General features: G+C 68.2%; 13 protein-coding genes. 5 read left to right on the top strand and 8 right to left on the bottom strand.

All coding sequences use genetic code 11. From position 1 onward, the window contains the following. Positions 1-10 precede the first annotated feature (10 nt). The gene (locus ACU6XJ_RS27290; protein WP_476317746.1) at positions 11-592 is read right to left on the bottom strand and encodes a hypothetical protein; all 582 of its coding nucleotides are present in this window, start codon (positions 590-592) and stop codon (positions 11-13) included. Positions 593-796: 204 nt separating this feature from the next. Between ACU6XJ_RS27290 and ACU6XJ_RS27285 the strand changes: the two genes are divergently transcribed. Next, a complete protein-coding gene (locus ACU6XJ_RS27285; RefSeq protein WP_476317743.1) occupies positions 797-1468 on the top strand; it encodes a response regulator transcription factor in 672 nt (223 codons plus the stop codon). A 2-nt stretch (positions 1469-1470) separates the two neighbouring features. Further along, complete coding sequence (locus tag ACU6XJ_RS27280) at positions 1471-2829, top strand: sensor histidine kinase (RefSeq protein ID WP_476317740.1); 1359 nt, start codon at positions 1471-1473, stop codon at positions 2827-2829. 204 nt (positions 2830-3033) lie between these two features. On the opposite strand, the gene ACU6XJ_RS27275 is transcribed toward ACU6XJ_RS27280, so the two are convergent. Then, positions 3034-3951 (bottom strand): TAXI family TRAP transporter solute-binding subunit, encoded by a 918-nt coding sequence (locus ACU6XJ_RS27275; protein WP_476317737.1) that lies wholly within the window; start codon positions 3949-3951, stop codon positions 3034-3036. Between the two features lie 97 nt (positions 3952-4048). On the opposite strand from ACU6XJ_RS27275, the gene ACU6XJ_RS27270 reads away from it, so the two are divergent. After that, on the top strand, positions 4049-5377 hold the full coding sequence (locus ACU6XJ_RS27270; RefSeq protein WP_476317734.1) for a cation:dicarboxylate symporter family transporter: 1329 nt from the start codon (positions 4049-4051) through the stop codon (positions 5375-5377). 628 nt (positions 5378-6005) lie between these two features. On the opposite strand, the gene ACU6XJ_RS27265 is transcribed toward ACU6XJ_RS27270, so the two are convergent. From ACU6XJ_RS27265 to ACU6XJ_RS27250, 4 genes are all read right to left on the bottom strand, one after another. Continuing rightward, the gene (locus tag ACU6XJ_RS27265) at positions 6006-9095 is read right to left on the bottom strand and encodes a S8 family serine peptidase (protein ID WP_476317732.1); all 3090 of its coding nucleotides are present in this window, start codon (positions 9093-9095) and stop codon (positions 6006-6008) included. A gap of 270 nt (positions 9096-9365) precedes the next feature. Beyond that, complete coding sequence (locus tag ACU6XJ_RS27260; RefSeq protein WP_476317730.1) at positions 9366-10748, bottom strand: MFS transporter; 1383 nt, start codon at positions 10746-10748, stop codon at positions 9366-9368. Between the two features lie 191 nt (positions 10749-10939). Then, positions 10940-11890 carry an esterase/lipase family protein gene (locus ACU6XJ_RS27255; RefSeq protein ID WP_476317727.1) on the bottom strand — a complete coding sequence of 317 codons (951 nt, stop codon included), beginning with the start codon at positions 11888-11890 and terminating at the stop codon, positions 10940-10942. Between the two features lie 251 nt (positions 11891-12141). Then, on the bottom strand, positions 12142-12771 hold the full coding sequence (locus ACU6XJ_RS27250) for a DUF6801 domain-containing protein (protein WP_476317724.1): 630 nt from the start codon (positions 12769-12771) through the stop codon (positions 12142-12144). 382 nt (positions 12772-13153) lie between these two features. Between ACU6XJ_RS27250 and ACU6XJ_RS27245 the strand changes: the two genes are divergently transcribed. Both ACU6XJ_RS27245 and ACU6XJ_RS27240 read left to right on the top strand, forming a co-directional pair. After that, positions 13154-14095, top strand: a complete 942-nt coding sequence (locus ACU6XJ_RS27245; protein WP_476317721.1) for an alpha/beta fold hydrolase — start codon at positions 13154-13156, stop codon at positions 14093-14095. Between the two features lie 321 nt (positions 14096-14416). Further along, positions 14417-15625, top strand: a complete 1209-nt coding sequence (locus tag ACU6XJ_RS27240; protein ID WP_476318664.1) for a PucR-like N-terminal domain-containing protein — start codon at positions 14417-14419, stop codon at positions 15623-15625. 53 nt (positions 15626-15678) lie between these two features. On the opposite strand, the gene ACU6XJ_RS27235 is transcribed toward ACU6XJ_RS27240, so the two are convergent. Beyond that, positions 15679-16344 carry a response regulator transcription factor gene (locus ACU6XJ_RS27235; protein WP_476318662.1) on the bottom strand — a complete coding sequence of 222 codons (666 nt, stop codon included), beginning with the start codon at positions 16342-16344 and terminating at the stop codon, positions 15679-15681. After that, a complete protein-coding gene (locus tag ACU6XJ_RS27230) occupies positions 16332-17426 on the bottom strand; it encodes a sensor histidine kinase (RefSeq protein ID WP_476317718.1) in 1095 nt (364 codons plus the stop codon). The genes ACU6XJ_RS27235 and ACU6XJ_RS27230 overlap by 13 nt, the downstream gene beginning before the upstream one ends. Positions 17427-17503: the final 77 nt, after the last annotated feature.

Raw genomic sequence — 17503 nt, 5'->3', positions numbered from 1 at the left:
CAGCGAAACTCTATTGTTTCGGCGACAGGGTGATGGTGATGGTGTTCTCCTTGCCGACCACCAGTGAATTGATGATGTCGGTGTCGAAACCGCAATCGGCGAACTTCGGCAGCACATACTTTCCGGTGAGCTTGCCGCCCGTGGTGGGGTTGAAGGTGCCCTCGGACTTGAGGGCGATCGGGGTGGGGGCGGTGGTCTTGCAGTTGGGCAGCGGCATGCCCGCCCCGAAGTGGCCGACCTCGGTGATCTGGGTGTAGTACTCGCCCGAGACGTTCACCGCGCCTGCCTGGAAGGTGCCCTTGAAGTCCCCGGCCTGTGTGATCTTGACCTTGGCATGGGTTTGCAGGAAGCCGAACAGGTTGAAGTCCATCCTGGACTCGGGGAGGGCGATCTTGCCGGTCAGGTTGCCGGAGCCCAGGTCGACCTCGACATCGGTCTGGCCGGGGCCGAGCGGCAGCTTCGCGTCCAGGCCGGTGATGACGGTTTCGCCCGCGGTCGTGTAGGTGATCCGCGTAGGCGCCGCCGAACTCGGCGTGGCCACCATGGCGAATACACAGCACCCCGCCAGTGCGGCCAATAAGGACCGAGACATTCTTCCGTGCATGCGCAACGATTCCAATCTGCTCCAGAAACTGTTGAGTACCTCGGGTACTGTACGTTTTCTGTAGGGGTCGAAGGCAAGAGTGAATGTCATTGCGCGCGTCAATGGCACAAAACCGGGCAGGCGGGGTTGTCGATTCCTGCGTAAGTTCGGCCGCGGGTGGGCGGCTATCGTGCGAACAAGGAGGTGGTGGCGGTGCGGGTTCTCGTGGTGGAGGACAACGACCGGATGGCGCGTCAGCTGGTGACCGCGTTGCGCCACCACGGCCACGAGGTGCGCCGGGTCGGCACGGCCGCGGACGCGCTGGCCGCCGATCCCGCGACCACCGCCGATATCGTGCTGCTGGACCTCGGGCTGCCGGACCGCGACGGTATCGAGGTGTGCCGCAGGCTCCGCGAGGTCGACGGCGTCGCCGTGATCGCGGTGACCGCCCGCGGCGAGGAGCAGGACCGGGTGCTGGGTCTGCGCAGCGGGGCCGACGACTACGTGGTCAAACCGTTCGGGATCAGCGAGCTGCTGGCCAGGATCGACGCGGTGGCCCGCCGGACGCGCACGGCGCGGGCCACCCGCGCCGACGCTGCGGTGCACCGGGTCGGATCGCTTGCGGTGGATGTCGGCAGGCGCGTCGCCGAGGTGGACGGGACGCCGATCTCGCTGCCGCGCAAGGAGTTCGACCTGCTCGCCGCCCTCGCGGCCAAGGCGGGCGCGGTCTGCACCCGCGACCACCTCGTCGACCAGGTGTGGCAGGCCAGCATGGAGGGGCAGAGTCGGACGCTGGACGTCCATGTCGCGGCGCTGCGCGCCAAGCTTGGCGACGCCGTCACCATCGAAACGGTGCGGGGCGTCGGCTACCGGCTGCGGGCCTGACCGTGCTGCGCAGGCTGCTCGTCGTGATCGTGCCGCTGCTCGCGGCACTGTTCGTGGCGTTGGCGGTGCCGCTGGCGGCCAACATCGCGCAGACCGAGACCCAGGAGGTGTACCTGGACCGTCTCGCCGACGCCGAGCGGTTCGCCTCGCTGGCCGACGACGCGCTGCGGCGCGGGCGCACCGATCTGCTCGCCGACGAGCTTCGGCGGTATGAGGAGCTGTACGCCATCCCGGTGGGGTTGGTGGCCCCCGACGGTCGCCTCCTGCTTGCGTCGCGTCCGGACTTCAGCCTGAGCGGCCCCGCGGTCGAGGACGGTCTGGAGACCGCCTTCGCGGGGTATCGCGCCGACCGCATCGAGACGGTGTGGCCGTGGCAGCGGGCGCCGATGGTCGTGGTGGAGCCGGTCGGGCGGGACACCGGTGTGATCGCGGCGGTCGTCACCGTCTCCGACACCGGGTCGCTGCGGTCGGCGGTGCTGGGCTCCTGGGGTTGGCTGATGGCGGCGATCGTGCCGGTGCTGTTGGCGATCGGCGCGGCGATCCCGCTGTCTCGCTGGGTGCTGCGGCCGGTCCGCGAACTGGACGAGGCCTCGGCGGCGCTCGCGGCGGGCAGGCTGGAGGCCAGGGCGGGCACCCTGTCCGGTCCGCCAGAACTGCGGCGCTTCGCGGAATCGTTCAACGCCATGGCCGAGGTCGTGGCCCGCACGCTGCGCCGCCAGCGCACCTTCGTCGCCGACGCCTCGCACCAGCTTCGCAACCCGCTGGCCAGCCTGCGGCTCGCGGTGGAGAACCTCGGCCCCTACCTCACGCCGCAGGGCCGCGAGATCCACAACGACGCCTTGGCCGACGTCCAGGCGATGGCGCAGATCGTGGACTCGCTGCTGGCGCTCACCCGCGTCGAAGGCGTCGGGCCCGCGACAACGCCGCAGCCGGTGGACGTCAGCGGACAGGTGGCGCGGTGGGAACAACTGCTGGGCGAGACCCGGCTGACGGTCGACGTGCCGCCCGGCCTGGCCACCTACGCCCCCGCCGAGACACTCGGCCACGTGCTCGACGAACTGGTCGCCAACGCCGCGCGGCTGTCCGGCGGCACCCAGGTCACGGTGTCGGCCGAGGAGGCCGACGGCGAGGTCGTCCTGCGGGTCCGCGACGACGGGATGGGCCTGTCGGCGGAGGAACGGCTGCGGGCGAGGGAACGGTTCTGGCGCGGACCGTCCCACCAGAACGTGCCCGGCACCGGTCTGGGACTGGCCATCTGCCAGGAGGTGGTGGCGTCCTGGGGTGGCAGGCTTGAATTGCTGCCCGTCACACCGCAGGGCCTGGAGGTGCGGATCGTGCTGCCCAGCGCAGGCGGTGGCTGACCGCGTTGGAGGCAGCCGCGCTGAGGCCTGCTACACACATTTCGATGGGGTGAGTGCAGCACATGGTCCGCTGGATGGAACAAGTGCTGCACTCACCCCGTTCCTGACTGCGCGGCGCTGGGTGCAGGTGCATTCGCGCTGTCTGGTGCTGCTTGGGTCCAGGCACAGGATGCCGAGCACCGGGTGCGAGCGCACCCGTGCTGCCTAGCGCTTGTGACCCCGGAAGTAGCTCACCGCACCGGGATGCAGGCGCACCTGGCCGGTCGCGATGCCGGTGCGGATATTGATCCGGCGCCCCTCCGGGTGGTCCCGCGCCAGATCGGCCCCCTCCGTGAACAGGGTCTCCGCCACCACCTCGACCACCTCGGGCGCCAGTTCCGGCTGGGCCAGCAGCAGCACCGGCACCGTCAGCGTCTCCGTCGACGGCACACCGGGATAGGCGGTCGACGGGATGACAGCCTCGGTGTACGCCTCCCCGTACCGCTCGTTCATCACCTCGCTGAGCCCCGGAAACGGGATCATCCGCAGACCCGTCAGCCCCGACAGGGCAGGCGTCGGCACACCGGTCATGGTGAACAACGCGTCGATGGTGCCGCGTCCCAGCGCGGCGGCGCCCTCGGACTGCCCCAGGTTGACCAGCTTCGGCGTGACCTCCGGCGTCATCGCCAACAGCCGGGCCACCGTGAACTCCGTGCCCGACCCGACCGCGCCCAGCGCCACCGTGCGGCCGTGCAGATCGGGAATCCCCCGGATCGGGCTGTCCGCCCGAACCACCAGGTGCAGCCAGCTGTCGAAGAGCCGGGCGATGGCCGTGACGTCCTTCGGCGTACCCGCGGCCAGCCCCGCGGTGATCGAGTCAAGCTGGGCCAGCGCCACCTCGCACTCGTGCCTGGCCAACAGCTCCAGGTTCGCCACCGACGCCCCGGTGGGGATCGACCGCACCCGGGTCTGCGGCAGGCGGTGGGCCAACTCCTCGGCCAACGCCCCGCCCACGACGATGAACACCCCACCCGGCGGACCCGTCGCGACGCGCAACTGCGCAGGCGGGGTGAAGCGCCGGTCCTCGCAACCCGCCAGCGGCGCGGCAAGCGCCGTGAGCAGCAGAGTTCGGCGAGTCAGCACTCTGAACAGCATATCGGCAATGCCGACATGTAAGCCGAACCTTAAGTTTCCGGACGAACGGTTCCCGCCGAGGCTCGCTGTGGCCACCATCACTGTCATGTCGCAACCACCACGCCGTGATCGCACGCACTACCTCTATGTCGCCGTGATCGTCGCGGTGCTCGCAGGCATCCTCCTCGGGTTCCTGGCACCGGGCGTCGCGAAGTCGCTCAAGCCCATCGGAACCGGGTTCGTTGACCTGATCAAGATGATGATCAGCCCGATCATCTTCTGCACGATCGTGCTGGGGGTCGGCTCGGTCCGCAAAGCCGCCGCGGTCGGCAAGGTCGGCGGCCTCGCCATCGGCTACTTCCTCACCATGTCGACCGTCGCACTGGCCATCGGGCTGATCGTCGGCAACATCCTGCACCCCGGCTCCGGTCTGCACCTGACCAAGGAGACCGCGGGCGCGGGCGCCAAGGCCGCGGGCGACCAGCCCGCGTCCACAGTGGACTTCTTGTTGGGGATCATCCCCGACACCCTGTTCTCCTCACTGGTCTCCGGCCAGATCCTCCAGACGCTGTTCGTCGCCCTGCTCGTCGGCTTCGCCCTCCAGGCCATCGGCGCGAAGGCCGCGCCCGTGCTGACCGCCATCACCCACCTGCAGCGCCTGGTCTTCCGCATCCTGGCCATGGTCATGTGGCTGGCGCCCATCGGCGCGTTCGGCGCCATGGCGGCCGTGGTCGGCTCCACCGGACTGACCGCGCTCAAGAGCCTCGCCGTGATCATGATCGGCTTCTACCTGACCTGCGCGGTGTTCGTCTTCGTCGTGCTCGCCGCGCTCTACCGCGTGGTCACCGGCCTGTCGCTGTTCGTCCTGCTCCGCTACCTGGGCCGCGAGTTCCTGCTGATCCTGTCCACCTCCTCGTCGGAGACCGCGCTGCCCCGCCTGATCGCGAAGATGGAGCACCTCGGCGTCGCCCGCCCCGTTGTCGGCATCACCGTGCCCACCGGCTACTCCTTCAACCTCGACGGCACCGCCATCTACCTGACCATGGCCTCGCTGTTCGTCGCCGAGGCCATGGGCAGCCCGCTGTCCATCGGTGAGCAGATCTCCCTGCTCATCTTCATGATCATCGCTTCCAAGGGCGCCGCGGGCGTCACCGGCGCGGGCCTGGCCACCTTGGCGGGAGGCCTCCAGTCGCACCGCCCCGACCTTGTCGACGGGGTGGGACTGATCGTCGGCATCGACCGCTTCATGTCCGAGGCCAGGGCACTGACCAACTTCGCGGGCAACGCCGCCGCCACCGTGCTGATCGGCTCGTGGACGCGCCAGTTCGACACCGCCCAGGCCCAGCGAGTGCTGAGCGGCGAGGACCCGTTCGACGAGACCACGCTGCTCGACGAGCACGACGCCGAGGAGCCCGAACCCGCCAAGGTCGGCTGAACCGCCAGGCCGCTGAGCGCTCGACCATGAGCGCTCAGCGGTCCGCCTGCCGGCTCGGGTGAACTATCCGCACGTCAGGGGAATCGCACCCGGCCGTCGAAATGAGGTTCGGACACAGTTGAAAACCGGGACTGGCGGTGAGCAGTGTCGGAGGAACCCTGTGCAGGTTGACACCCGCCCGTCCGGGCGCACCGAACAAGCAGGCTCCACCCGTACCCCCTGGGCCGTCCGCAGACGTGGTCTCGTGCCGTTGCTGACCGCGCTGCTCGCCGGGACGGCGGCGGTCGTGGCGCACGGCGTTGAAGAGCGGCTCTCACCCGGCGATGTCGTTCCGGTGGCGGCGGAGTCGGAGCGGGGCCGGACATACCTGTCCGAACACTTCGGGGTCAACTCCGGGCACCTGGTGCTGATCGCCACCGCGGCAGGCTCCGTGTACGAGGCATCGGCGCGAACCGCCGGGCACGAGCAGGGCCTCCGCTGCAACTGGTTCTGGCGCAGGACAGCGAGCGGATCGGGCCGGGCGACCAAGTCGCCCTCCTCGGCATGGCCAGCGGGATCAGCGGCGGGCTGGCCGTCATCCGCCTGTGAAGGTCCGGTGCGGCCGCGAAGGACCGCACCGGGCACGACATCACTTCACCGCATACGCCCTGACGATGGTCTGCTCCACCGTCCCGCCGCGGGAATCGGTGGCGACCGCCTTCAGCGAGATGTACGCCCCGGCGTCGGGGTGCTTGAACAGCGCCTCCCACTGGGACTCGCCCGTGGGCATGGCACCGACGCGCTTCCAGGTGGCGCCGTCGTCGAACGACACCGACAGTTCCAGCTTGCGGATGGAGCGTTCCAGCGAGTCGGGCTGCTGCTGCACGAACACTGGAAGCCGGGTCACCTCGCCCGCCTTGGCGCGGTTGTCCAAGTCCACGGCGGGGGAGTAGCGGACCGCCGACACCGGCAGGTTGACGCGGCCCGCCGAGTGCTCGGAGCGGAACGTCTGCATCAGCTTGACGTGCGTGGAGAACTCCGACATCCCCCTGCGGCGTGCCTCGGACTCCAAGCGGTACTCGGCCGCACCCGCGGGCACCGTGAACTCGCCGTAGCCGGGCCGGTTGGTCTCACCCACCTTCGTTCCGTCCCGGAACAGCGTGGTGCGCGCGGAATCCACCTGGGACGCACCGTAATGGCCGGGCACCCCGTCGCCGAACATCGGAATGGCGGCGAAGATCTTGTCCGCCTCCCTGATGAAGAAACCGGCATTGGGCAGCGCCGGACCGAAGACCGCGACGTTCCAGTTTTCCTGGTAGGACTTGCCCGGCTCGTACCGGATCTGCTGCCCGTCCACCACGGACTCGGTGATCGGGAAGCCGTCCGGGCCTCGACGTTCCTGGTAGAGGGTGCCGGACCAGGTGACGCCCGCCTCGGTCACGTAGTACTCGGTGAGCTCACCGGGAAGAGCCAGACCGCCGCGCCCGAATCCGAAGTCCGCTCGCCTGCCGGGCAGGGCGGGCGCCACCAGCTTGGCCGCCGTCCGGTCCGGTGCCTGGGCGTGCAGGCGGTTGCGAACGGTGGCCAGGTCGCGGTCGGCGACCGTCCGTTGGAGACCGTCGAACATGCGGCCATCGCTGAACCAGGCGACGTTGTAGTTCTCCCCGGCCCGCTCATAGACACCGTTGGCGGACGCGGAGAACTCCTCGGCGGTCAGCACGGGCCCGAGGTGCGCCGATGACACTCCATCGAAACCGAGTGCCAGCAGAGTGGAGCCGACCATGATGCCGGGGGCCCTGCGGGTCGTGCTCAGCGCGACCAGACCCGGTGTGATGCCGTCCCGCTGGAACTTGACGTCGATGGGTTTGCCCTGTCGGGCATCAAGGGTCAGCGCGCCGTCCTTGGTGAACGAGAACTGCGGCTGCACCAGCATGGCCAGGCGGCGATCATTCTCGCCGGTGCCGATGTAGGAAGTCAGGTGGTAGTTGCCCTTGGGCAGCCTGACGGTGCCCTTGCCGTCCGCGTCGTAGAGGAAGTTCGCCCGCAGGGTGTCCAGGTTGAACAGGAACGCGCTGCCGCGGGTCGGTTTGCCGTCGTGGTCGAGCACGGTGAAATCGAGGTTGTAGCTCTCGACCTCCCGGTTGACGCCGAACGGGGTCTCTACGACGGTGTCACCCGCGGTGGCGGTGATGTGTCCGTCGTAGTATCCGTCGGGCGCCGCCACCTTGGTGTCGGCGGTGATGTCCACTGTGGACTCCCCGCCCGCGGGCACGGTGACCTCGGTCGCGCTGAGCCGGAACATGTCGTCCGGTGCCTTCGTGGTGAGCTTCAGCGCGAAGGTCACCGGCTGCGCGCCCGGGTTGCGGTAGGTCACCTTCTTGGTGATCGGTGTGTCGTCGTCGTGCGGCCACAGCGGGCGGCCAAGCGACACAGCCGCGGGATCGGCGTACGCGGTCTGCTTGACCAGGCGCTCGACGTCCACCCGGCCCGCGCCCTGGGCGTAGGCGCCAAGCTCGGGGTTCGGTTTGGCCGAGGCCATCAGCAGGCTCTTGTACTGGGCGGGCGACAGATTCGGGCGCTGAGCGGCCAGAATCGCCGCGGCGCCCGCGACATGCGGTGTTGCCATCGACGTGCCGGACATCGGCTGGTAGCCATCGGGGCCCGGTTCGTTGATGAAGCCGTTGCGTGCCTTGGCGGCCACGATCTTCACGCCAGGGGCGGTGATCTCCGGCTTCAGCGCCGAGTCCCCGACCCGGGGGCCGCGGCTGGAGAACTCCGCGAGCTTGTCCTCCCGGTCCACCGCGCCGACGGCGAGGGCCGCGTCGGCGCTGGCGGGGGAGCCCACCGTCTCGTCGCCGCCGCTATTGCCCGCGGCGATCACGAACAGGGCGTTGTGCTTGGCGGTCAGTGCGTTGACCGCCTCTTCGACCGGGTCCAACTCCTCGGTGTCCATGCCGCCGAGGCTCATGTTCACGACCTTGGCGCCGGATTCCACCGACCACTGCATGCCCGCGAGGATCGCCGAGTCGGGGCAGCCGAACCTGGCGCAGACCTTGGCGTTGAGCAGGGTCGCGTCCGGTGCGACGCCCTTGAACTTCCCGCCGGACTTCGCGCCGCTGCCCGCCACGGTGGACGCCACATGGGTGCCGTGGCCGACCAGGTCGTCGGGGTCGTTCTCGTCGGTGAAGTCCTTCGCGTCGGCGATGCGGCCCGCGAAGTCGGGGTGGGAGGCGTCGATGCCGGTGTCCACGATGGCGACCTTGACGCCCTTGCCGGTCTGCCCGGATTCCCAGGCCTTCGGTGCTCCGATCTGCCTGACGCTGTGGTCCAGGGTGGGTTTGCGCAGCGCGTCCAGCCAGATCCGCTCGACCGAGCCCCGCGCGTTCCACAGCCCAGCGGTCTGCTTGGGCTGGCGGGCGGCCACGGCATTGATGCTTGCGAACTCGCGGTCCACCGCCACGCCGGCACGGGCCACGTTGCCCTTGATGATCACCGGGGTGTCGGGGCGGTTGGCATCGTCATAGCCGCTGTCCAGCAGCAGCTTGACGTCGAACAGGCGGCGGTCCAGCTTTCCGCTGCCGATGTCGTCCACGGCATCCTGCGGCAGGACGTACAGGGCGGATGGCGTCCGCTCCACGCGGAACGCCATCCGCTCCCGGCCCCTGCCCGGCTCCACGACAGGCGTGAGGGTGCCCGCCTTGTCCAACACCGTGACCCGGTCACCGGACAGCAGTGTCACATTCTTGCGGAGGCTTTCCGAGACTGGAGCTTGTGGATTTTCCGCAATTGCCGGATTTGAGAGTACTCCGGTCAACACCAACAGCGACACAAACGGGACAAACGCTCTTCGAAAATGCATCCATTCCCCTAGTGGCATGCCGGGTGGCTGAAACCCCGGGTAAATGATGAAGTGATTCCATGTAACCAGCGGGGACTCACCACGGCACGGAAACGCAACAACTATGTCCGGCCTCTGACATGCCTTTGAGCTAAGGGAAAAACGGGTGAATCAGACGCCTGCCCAGGCCAGGCTGGGGGCGCTCGACGTGAGGAAGCTGCGGCGCAGATAACCCCACCAGGTCACCACGACGCAAGTGAGGTAGAACCCGAGGAACACGAGCAGTGCGGGCTGGAGCGAGCCGTATGCCGTCATCGACATGGCGAACGCCCTGGTGATGAGGAAACCGCCGACGGCCCCGATTCCGCCCGCGATTCCGATGACGGCCGCGGATTCCCGCTTGGCGGCCACAATGGCCTGCTCACCGGCATTGCGTGCCTTCGCGAGGAAGATGGCCGGAATCATGCGGTAGGTCGAGCCGCAACCGACGCCCGCGGTGATGAACAGCCACATGAACGAGCCGAGGAAAAGCCAGAAACTATGCTCGCGCAGGCCTTCGATCACGCCGATGGCGCCGATTCCCATCGCCATGAACGTGTAGAACGTGACCTTCGCACCACCGAGCCGGTCCGCGGCCAGACCGCCGAGCGGTCGGGCGATGGAGCCCACCAGAGCGCCGAGGAAGGCGAAGTAGGCCGCCTTGGACTCGGGGAACGCCTGGTTGATCAGCAGCGGCAGCGCCGCCGAGTAGCCGATGAACGAGCCGAACGTGCCGATGTAGAGGAACGAGACGACCCACGTGTGGCCGCGCCGCAGCCCGTTGGCGTAGGCCTTCGAATCCGATTTCGCCACCGTGAGGCTGTCCATGGACAGCCAGGAGCCGATCGCCACCGCGATGATGAACGGCATCCACATCAGACCGGCGTAGGCCAGGTTGATGCCCGTGCCGATGGTGATGACCAGCGGCACCGACAGTTGCACGATCGGCACGCCGATATTGCCGCCCGCCGCGTTGAGCGCGAGCACGAAGCCCTTCTTCCGCTCCGGGAAGAAGAACGAGATGTTGACCATCGACGAGGCGAAGTTGCCACCGCCGAGACCCGCGGTGCCCGCCGCCAGCAGGAAGAACCAGTAGGGCGTCGCGGTGTCGGTCACCGCGATGGCCAGCAGACCGGTGGGGATCAGCAGCAGCGCGGCGCTGATGCCCGTCCACAGCCTGCCGCCGAAGCGCGGCACCGCGAACGTGTAGGGAAACCGCATCACGGCCCCCACCAGGCTGGGCACGGCGACCAGCCAGAACAGCTGGTCCACACCGAATGTGAAACCCGCCTTCGGCAGGCTCACCACGACGATGCTCCACAGCAGCCACACCGAGAAGCCCAGGTTCTCGGCCAGGATCGAGAACACCAGATTGCGGTTGGCGATCCGGCGTCCGGTCCGCTCCCAGAACGCAGGGTCCTCGGGCCGCCAGTCGCTGATCCAGCGGTCCCTCCCGCTCTTCTGCTCCGGTGCGTGGTCGAGGACCGGAGCCTCGATCTCCGCAGTGCTTGTCATCGAGCGCCTCCTTGGATTGGTAGGTCGCCCGAATTTATTGACGGGGAGTTACTGCCGTATGGCCTTGTGTGACAGCAGGGAAACCGAGCCCGCACGAGACTTGATCGTTGTAGTGAGCAGTTCACGCATCAGCAACACATCACGTGAGAAAGGGGCAGGCCGCGAAGGCCTGCCCCTGGTGGGAGCGTTTGTCAGAGCACGGGCTGGTGCGGCAGGCAGGGTAGGACGCCAAGCAACGGGGGAGTGCCAAGTCCCTGCAGCACATGGCCGACGGCCCGCGGTGAGTACGTCATCGACAGGTGGTCGGAGAGGTCCACCGGGCAGCCGTCCTGGAGCGTCACGTTCTTCACCGTGGCGCCCGGCCCGGCGGTGAGGAACGTCGACTCGTACGGCGTGGTGACCTCGTCGTAACGGGTGGCGATCACCAGGTAGTTGACGCCGGGGACGGTGTCACCGCCCGCGTTGAGCTTGGTCAGGAACTCCGAGCCCCGCGCCTGCTGGGGACCTGCCTCGCCGATCACGATCGGCGCGTAGCCCAGCAACTGGAGGGTCTCGGCGAGGGTGGCGATGCCGCTGAGTGTGGTGCCGTGGTGGGTGGCGCCCAGCGTGATCAGGTTGCGGACCTTGCCGGCGCCGCCCTCGAACTTCAGGTACTGGCGGGGCATCATGCCGCCCTGGGAGTGACCGACGATGTCGACCTGGGCCGCTCCGGTCGCGGCGAGCACCTTGTCCACGAAGGCGCCGAATTCCTTGGCGGAGAGCCGGATGTCGCCGTAGCCCTTCACGGCCGGGTGCTGACCGACGACCGCGGTCCCGGTCTCGCCGTAGTCCAGCGCGAACACGCAGTAGCCCGCGCGCTTCAGGGCCGGGGACATCCGCGCCCAGTTGTTGTAGCGGTTCTCCCACGTGCCGTGGGCGAGTACCACCGGGCGCGGGTGCGCCGTGCTGGGCTTGCACGACCAGTTGTTGGCGCCCGGCGGATCGACATCGGGGTTGACCAGATAGGAGTAGCCGGAGGCGGCCATGAACGAGATCGCCTCGGGGCCTTCTTGAGCGGAGGCCGTCGACTGGGTGCCGAGCAGCAGGATGGCAGCGGTGAGAACGCTCGCCACGCGGGGCAGAGCGCGAGGCAGTGTGACCATCGTCGGACGGTAGAACGGATTTAACCAAGCATTGCTAACAAATGAACCAAAACAGACTCTTTGTCATACAACACACAAAGTTGGCTCATGCGACTGTCACCTGTGCGGCCAACTCTTGTCGCAACGGTGACAACCTGGCGAAACACAGCCCGTGAGTGGCCCAGCGGCTGAATACTCCGCGCTTGCGCAGGATGCGCAGTGGCCGGCCATCCGGGGCAGGATGGCCGGCCACATCGCCTCGGCTGTGGTTGTCAGCTGATCGGAATGCTCGCCAGCGACGGGTCCTGGCCCTCGTTCTGGGTGCAGGACAGGCTGATCTCGCCCAACTGGGTGGGCTGGCCGTTGGCGTCCTTCGGCGTGGTCTTGCCGGTGAACTTCTTGCCGATGGCCAGGGTCGCCGTGCCCGCCTCGTACACGGTGAAGCTGGGCGCCTCACCGGCGATCGGCAGGCTCAGCTGGCCCTCGGTGGGCACCGGGGTGGAGGGGATGGTGAACGGCAGCCCGAGGGTCACCTTGGTGTTGTTGAGCTGCGCGTCGATCTCCGGCTTCGCGGTGCCTTCGATGGTGGCCGCGCCGATCAGCCGCAGCGCGGCGGTGGTGTCGTTGTCCAGGGTGGCCACGGTCTTGAAGTCGGTGACCGAGAGGCTCTCGCCGACCTTGCCCGCGTCGGGGAAGGTCGCCTTGACGTTGGCCGTGATCGGCCTGGGGCCGACCAGCGGCAGTTCGCAGGTGAATGTGATGTTCTTGTCGATCTGACCGGTGACCGATGCGGGGGCACCCGAGGCGGGGCCTGCGGAAATGCCCGCCAGCACCGCGGCAAGGCCCGCGGTGGCCAGTGCGGCGGCGGTACGCATGGACAGGGGACGCAGGGATTCAGACATGGTTCTCCTCAACCGCAATTCAAGGGAAATACGAATTCGAGAGGTGTGCAAAAACAGCGGAACGGGGGTGTCCGTGACGTTACTGACGTGTGATCGAGGCCGCAAGACAGGCCAGAGAATTTGGCGTACGTAACCGTTTTTTAAGAGCGAGGTGCAGGGTTGTCGCCCCGATTTTATCAGCGGTGCCAGCTTTTCCGGGACGGCCTGGTGCGTGCAAAACGTATGATCGTCTTGTCATGTCGGAACAAAGTTGTCATATCCGGGTGAAAGTCTGGGGGTGATATTTGTCCAATCAACGAATGGTTTTTCGACTGTTGTGGAATCGATCGATTCGAGCCTTATGCTGAGAATTCCCCCGCAGCCGCCGAAAGGGTGCACCCAAATGAGTCTGATGAAGCGTTCCGTCGTGCTGCACGGCCAGCGCATCAGTTTCTGGGAGTACCTTCCCGACGAGGGTGTGCCCGAGGCGGAGGACCCGGACGACCGCGTCGTCGTGCTGCTGCACGGTGTCGCGGGCAGCGCGCAGACCTGGCGGTCCACCCTGGCCGAGTTGGAACGGCTGCGGTTCAACCGGCGGGTGATCGCCCCCGACATGCTCGGGCACGGCGAGTCCTCCAAGCCGCGCACCGACTACTCGATCGGCGCCTACGCCTGCTCCGTGCGCGACCTGCTGCTGCGGCTCGGCCACCGCAAGGCGACCCTGGTCGGCCACTCGCTGGGCGGCGGCGTGGTCATGCAGTTCACCTACCAGTTCCCGGAGATGGTCAACCGCGGCATGCTGGTGGACTCGGGAGGCCTGGGCACCGCCGTGAGCATCGCGCTGCGGGCCGCGACCATCCCCGGCTCCGAGATCGTGCTGGCCTTGGCCGTCAACCGGCTCACCCTCGGGCTCGGCAACAGCCTCGGCGCGCTGGCCAAGAGTTTGGGTGCCACCTTCTCCAGCGAACTGGTCGAGTTGGGCATGCACGTAGCCTCGCTGGCCGACGGGAAACGCCGCTCGGCGTTCCTGAAGACGGTCCGCAGCGTGATCGACCTGCGCGGTCAGCGGGTCAGTGCGGTCGACCGGCTGTACCTGGCATCCGATCTGGGTCCGGTGCTCATCGTGTGGGGCGCGAAGGACCGGATCATCCCCGTCGGCCATGGTTACCGCGGTTCGCAGTTGTTGGCGGGCAGCGAGTTGGAGGTCTTCGCCGAAGCGGGCCACTTCCCGCACTGCGCGGATCCTGAGCGCTTTGCACGGCTTCTCGTTGACTTCGTGACGAACACCAAACCGGCAAACGCCGACATGGACGACCTCGTGCTGAAGCTGATCAGAAACGAGTAGCGGCGATCAAGGCTCAAAATTTGTAACGCCGTTGACATCCTGCCTGGCCCAGGCTGTCATCCATGGGCGACGAAGATGCCGTTTCGCCCCTTTTCGGCGTCACTTTTGGGGCTATTCGTTACGACCCTATGACCAGCGTCGTTAACAAGTTATGGTCGAAGTCACAAAAGCGGTCTGGGGGCTACCGACATTTTCGCTCCTCGCGCGGAAAGGACGATCATGTTGACAGGTCAAGGCGCGACCCGCACGAACGGGCACACCCAAACGGGGTTACGGCCCGCCCGCAGCGGCCCGCCGCCCGCGGGCGGTGCCGCCGCGAGTGTGGCGCTCAGCCCGGCGACGAGGCTGTGGGCCTCGGTCCCGAAGGATCTGGCCCAGCGGTTCCGGGTGCACGCGGGCCGGATGGCCAAGGACATGGTCGAGGAGATCCAGAAGGCCGTCCCCGAGTACGCCAAGCCGCTGGAGAGCCAGTACGGCAAGGTCGTCATCGCCGGTGTCGAGCAGGCGATCCTGCACGCCATCGACAACATCGGCAACGTCAACGTCAAGCAGGACGAGTGGGCGAAGTTCTTCCGCTACATGGGCAAGGTCGAGTTCCGTGAGGGACGGACCATGGACAGCTGGCAGACCGCCTGCCGGGTGGGCGGCCGAGTCGCCTGGCGGCACATCAGCGCGTTCGGCCGCAGCGTCGGCACCTCGCCCGACCTGCTGTGCATCGTGGCCGAGGCCATCTTCACCTACGTGGACGAGCTGTCCGCGCTGGCGGTCGAGGGCTACAACAAGGCCCAGGCGAGGGCCGCGGGCACCAGGGAGCGCCGCCGCAAGCGGCTGCTGGAGCTGCTGCTGGCCGACCAGCCCGCTTCGCCACAGGTGCTGGCCGACCTGGCGCTGGGCGCCCAGTGGCAGCTTCCGGAGCGGGTGACCGTGGTCGCTCTGGAACAGCGGGACAACCAAAACCAGCTGCCGACGCCGGGTCTGCACGAGGACGTGCTGATGGACCTGGAGGGCGCCGAACCCTGCCTGCTCACCGCGAAGCCCGAGGAGCACCTGCGCAGGCTTCAGGAGGAACTCCAGGGCTGGCGCGCGGTCATCGGTCCGCCGGTGGCGCTGTCGGAGGCATCGGTGTCGCTGCGCTGGGCCCGCCGCACGCTGGGGCTGGTGCAGCGCCGAATCCTGCCCGACAAGCCGGTCACACACTGCTCGGAGCACCTGTCCACGCTGTGGCTGCTCGCCGACGAGTTCCTGGTCGCCGAGCTGTCCCGCCGATGTCTCGAGCCGCTGGTCGAGCTGACGGTCAAGCAGCGCGAGCGGATGGCCGAGACGCTGCTGGCCTGGCTGGAAACCCGCGGCTCGGCACCCGAGATCGGCAAACGCCTAGGCGTGCACCCCCAGACTGTGCGGTACAGGATGCACCAGCTTGAGGAGCTGTTCGGCGACAAGCTGAACGACCCCGGCGAGCGCCTTCAGATGGAGATCGCCCTGCGCGCCCGCAGGCTCCTCGTCAACGACGAGATGCGCAAGGCGAGTTGATCGTCAGGCGTGCCGCCAATGCCGTCGGCACGCCTTCACAGCTCGTGGCCCGCTCACGAGAGCAGGTCGGCGTCGTGCACCAGCAGCGCGATCTGCACCCGGTTGTTCAGGTCCAGCTTCGTCAGAATCCGCGAGATGTGCGTCTTCACCGTGGGCACGCTGAGGTAGATGGACGCCGCGATCTCGGCGTTGGACTTGCCCGCGCCCACCGCCATCGCCACCTCCCGCTCTCGGTCATTGAGCAGCGCCAGCCGGTCCCGCGCCGCGCGCACCCGCTGGTCCTGATCGGACTCCGCGACCCGGTCCATCAGCTTGCGCGTGATGGCAGGCGACAGCACCGGCGAGCCGGTCGCCACCCGCCGCACCGCCTCCACGATCTCGCCGGGCGGCGTGTCCTTGAGCAGGAACCCCGCGGCCCCGGCTCGCAGCGCCCGCAGCACGTGCGCGTCGGCGTCGAAGGTGGTCAGGATGATCACCTCGGGCGCATCCGACCGGGAGCGCAGCGTCTCGGTGGCGCGCAGGCCATCGGTGCCCGGCATGCGGATGTCCATCAGCACCACGTCGGGGGCATGCTCGGCGACCAGCGCGCCGACCTCGGCGCCGTCCCCGGCCTGCGCCACCACCGCGATATCGGAGGCCCCGCCGAGCATCATGGCCAGGCCCGCGCGCAGCAGCGGATCGTCGTCGACGATGAGCACGCGGATGGTCACGGCGGCCAGGGTAGCCAGGCCGCCAACACGAACTCGCCGGACTCCCGCGCGTGTCGCAGCCGCCCGCCCGCCAGACCGGCCCGCTCCGCGAGGCCGACCAGGCCCCGGCCGTCACCGGGTGGGCCGGGCGGACAGGGATTGCGCACCTCGACGGTGAGGCCGTCGCCCGGACCACCGCCCAGCGACACCGTCACCGGCGCGTCGGGGGAGTGCTTGCGGGCGTTGGTCAGTCCCTCCTGCACGATCCGGTACGCGGCGCGGCCCACCGTGTCGGGGGCGGAGCCAGCGAGGGTGTCGCGCACCTCGACCGCCATGCCCGCGGCGGTCGACTCGCCGATCAGCGCCGGCAGGTCGGCGAGGCTGGGCTGGGGGAGTTCGCCGACGGGCGCGCGGAGCACGCCGATGACCTCGCGCAGGTCTTGCAACGCTTGGTGGGCGGAGGCCCGGATCACCTGCGCGGCCTGCGCGATCTCGGCGGGCGAGGCATCGGGCCGGTACTCCAGCGCGCCGGCGTGCACGCTCAGCAGCGACAGCCGGTGGCCGAGCACGTCGTGCATCTCGCGGGCGATCTCCTCGCGGGCGTTGAGTTGCGCCTGTTCGGTGCGCAGCCGGGCCTCCGTCTCGGCGCGCAGCACCAGTTGGCGCCGGTTGCGGATGTACAGGCCCCAGCCGACCGCCGCGGTGTAGACGCTGATGCCCAGCAGCATGATCAGGAAGGCGGGCGCGTCGGGCTCCGGCCGCAGGTACGCGTAGATCGGGGTGGTCAGCATCGCGGCGGCGGTCACCGCGGCGGTGACCTTGATCGGGCGGTGCACGGCGACGGTGAACAGCCCGATGATGGTGGCACCGGCGATGAACTCGGAGAATGTCGACAGCGCGACGAGGACCAGCGTCAACTGCACGGGCCAGCGGCGCCGCAGCCACACCGCGGCACAGGCCCCCGCTCCGAGCAGCTGGTCGGTGACCAGCACCCACTGCGGGATGTGCGTCTGGCCGATGCGATCCATCGCGGTGATCAGGCCGAAGACCACCGCGAACAGGAACACGCCGGTGTCGACCCACCAGTCACGCCTGCTGCGCCGTGCCTCCATGCAGGTCAACCTACCCGCGGACCCCGCATCCGAACGGCTGCCCTAAGTCGACGGTGGTCGATACTTTGGTCGCGGAC

It is taken from the genome of Actinorectispora metalli, from assembly GCF_056323685.1.
This window is presented reverse-complemented; position numbering and strand designations above follow the sequence as displayed.

Coding starts and splice junctions, on each gene's coding strand:
- ACU6XJ_RS27290 (WP_476317746.1), bottom strand. CDS start 592: ATGTCTCGGTCCTTATTGGCCGCACTGGCGGGGTGCTGTGTATTCGCC.
- ACU6XJ_RS27270 (WP_476317734.1), top strand. CDS start 4,049: ATGTCGCAACCACCACGCCGTGATCGCACGCACTACCTCTATGTCGCC.
- ACU6XJ_RS27260 (WP_476317730.1), bottom strand. CDS start 10,748: ATGACAAGCACTGCGGAGATCGAGGCTCCGGTCCTCGACCACGCACCG.
- ACU6XJ_RS27255 (WP_476317727.1), bottom strand. CDS start 11,890: ATGGTCACACTGCCTCGCGCTCTGCCCCGCGTGGCGAGCGTTCTCACC.
- ACU6XJ_RS27250 (WP_476317724.1), bottom strand. CDS start 12,771: ATGTCTGAATCCCTGCGTCCCCTGTCCATGCGTACCGCCGCCGCACTG.
- ACU6XJ_RS27245 (WP_476317721.1), top strand. CDS start 13,154: ATGAGTCTGATGAAGCGTTCCGTCGTGCTGCACGGCCAGCGCATCAGT.
- ACU6XJ_RS27230 (WP_476317718.1), bottom strand. CDS start 17,426: ATGGAGGCACGGCGCAGCAGGCGTGACTGGTGGGTCGACACCGGCGTG.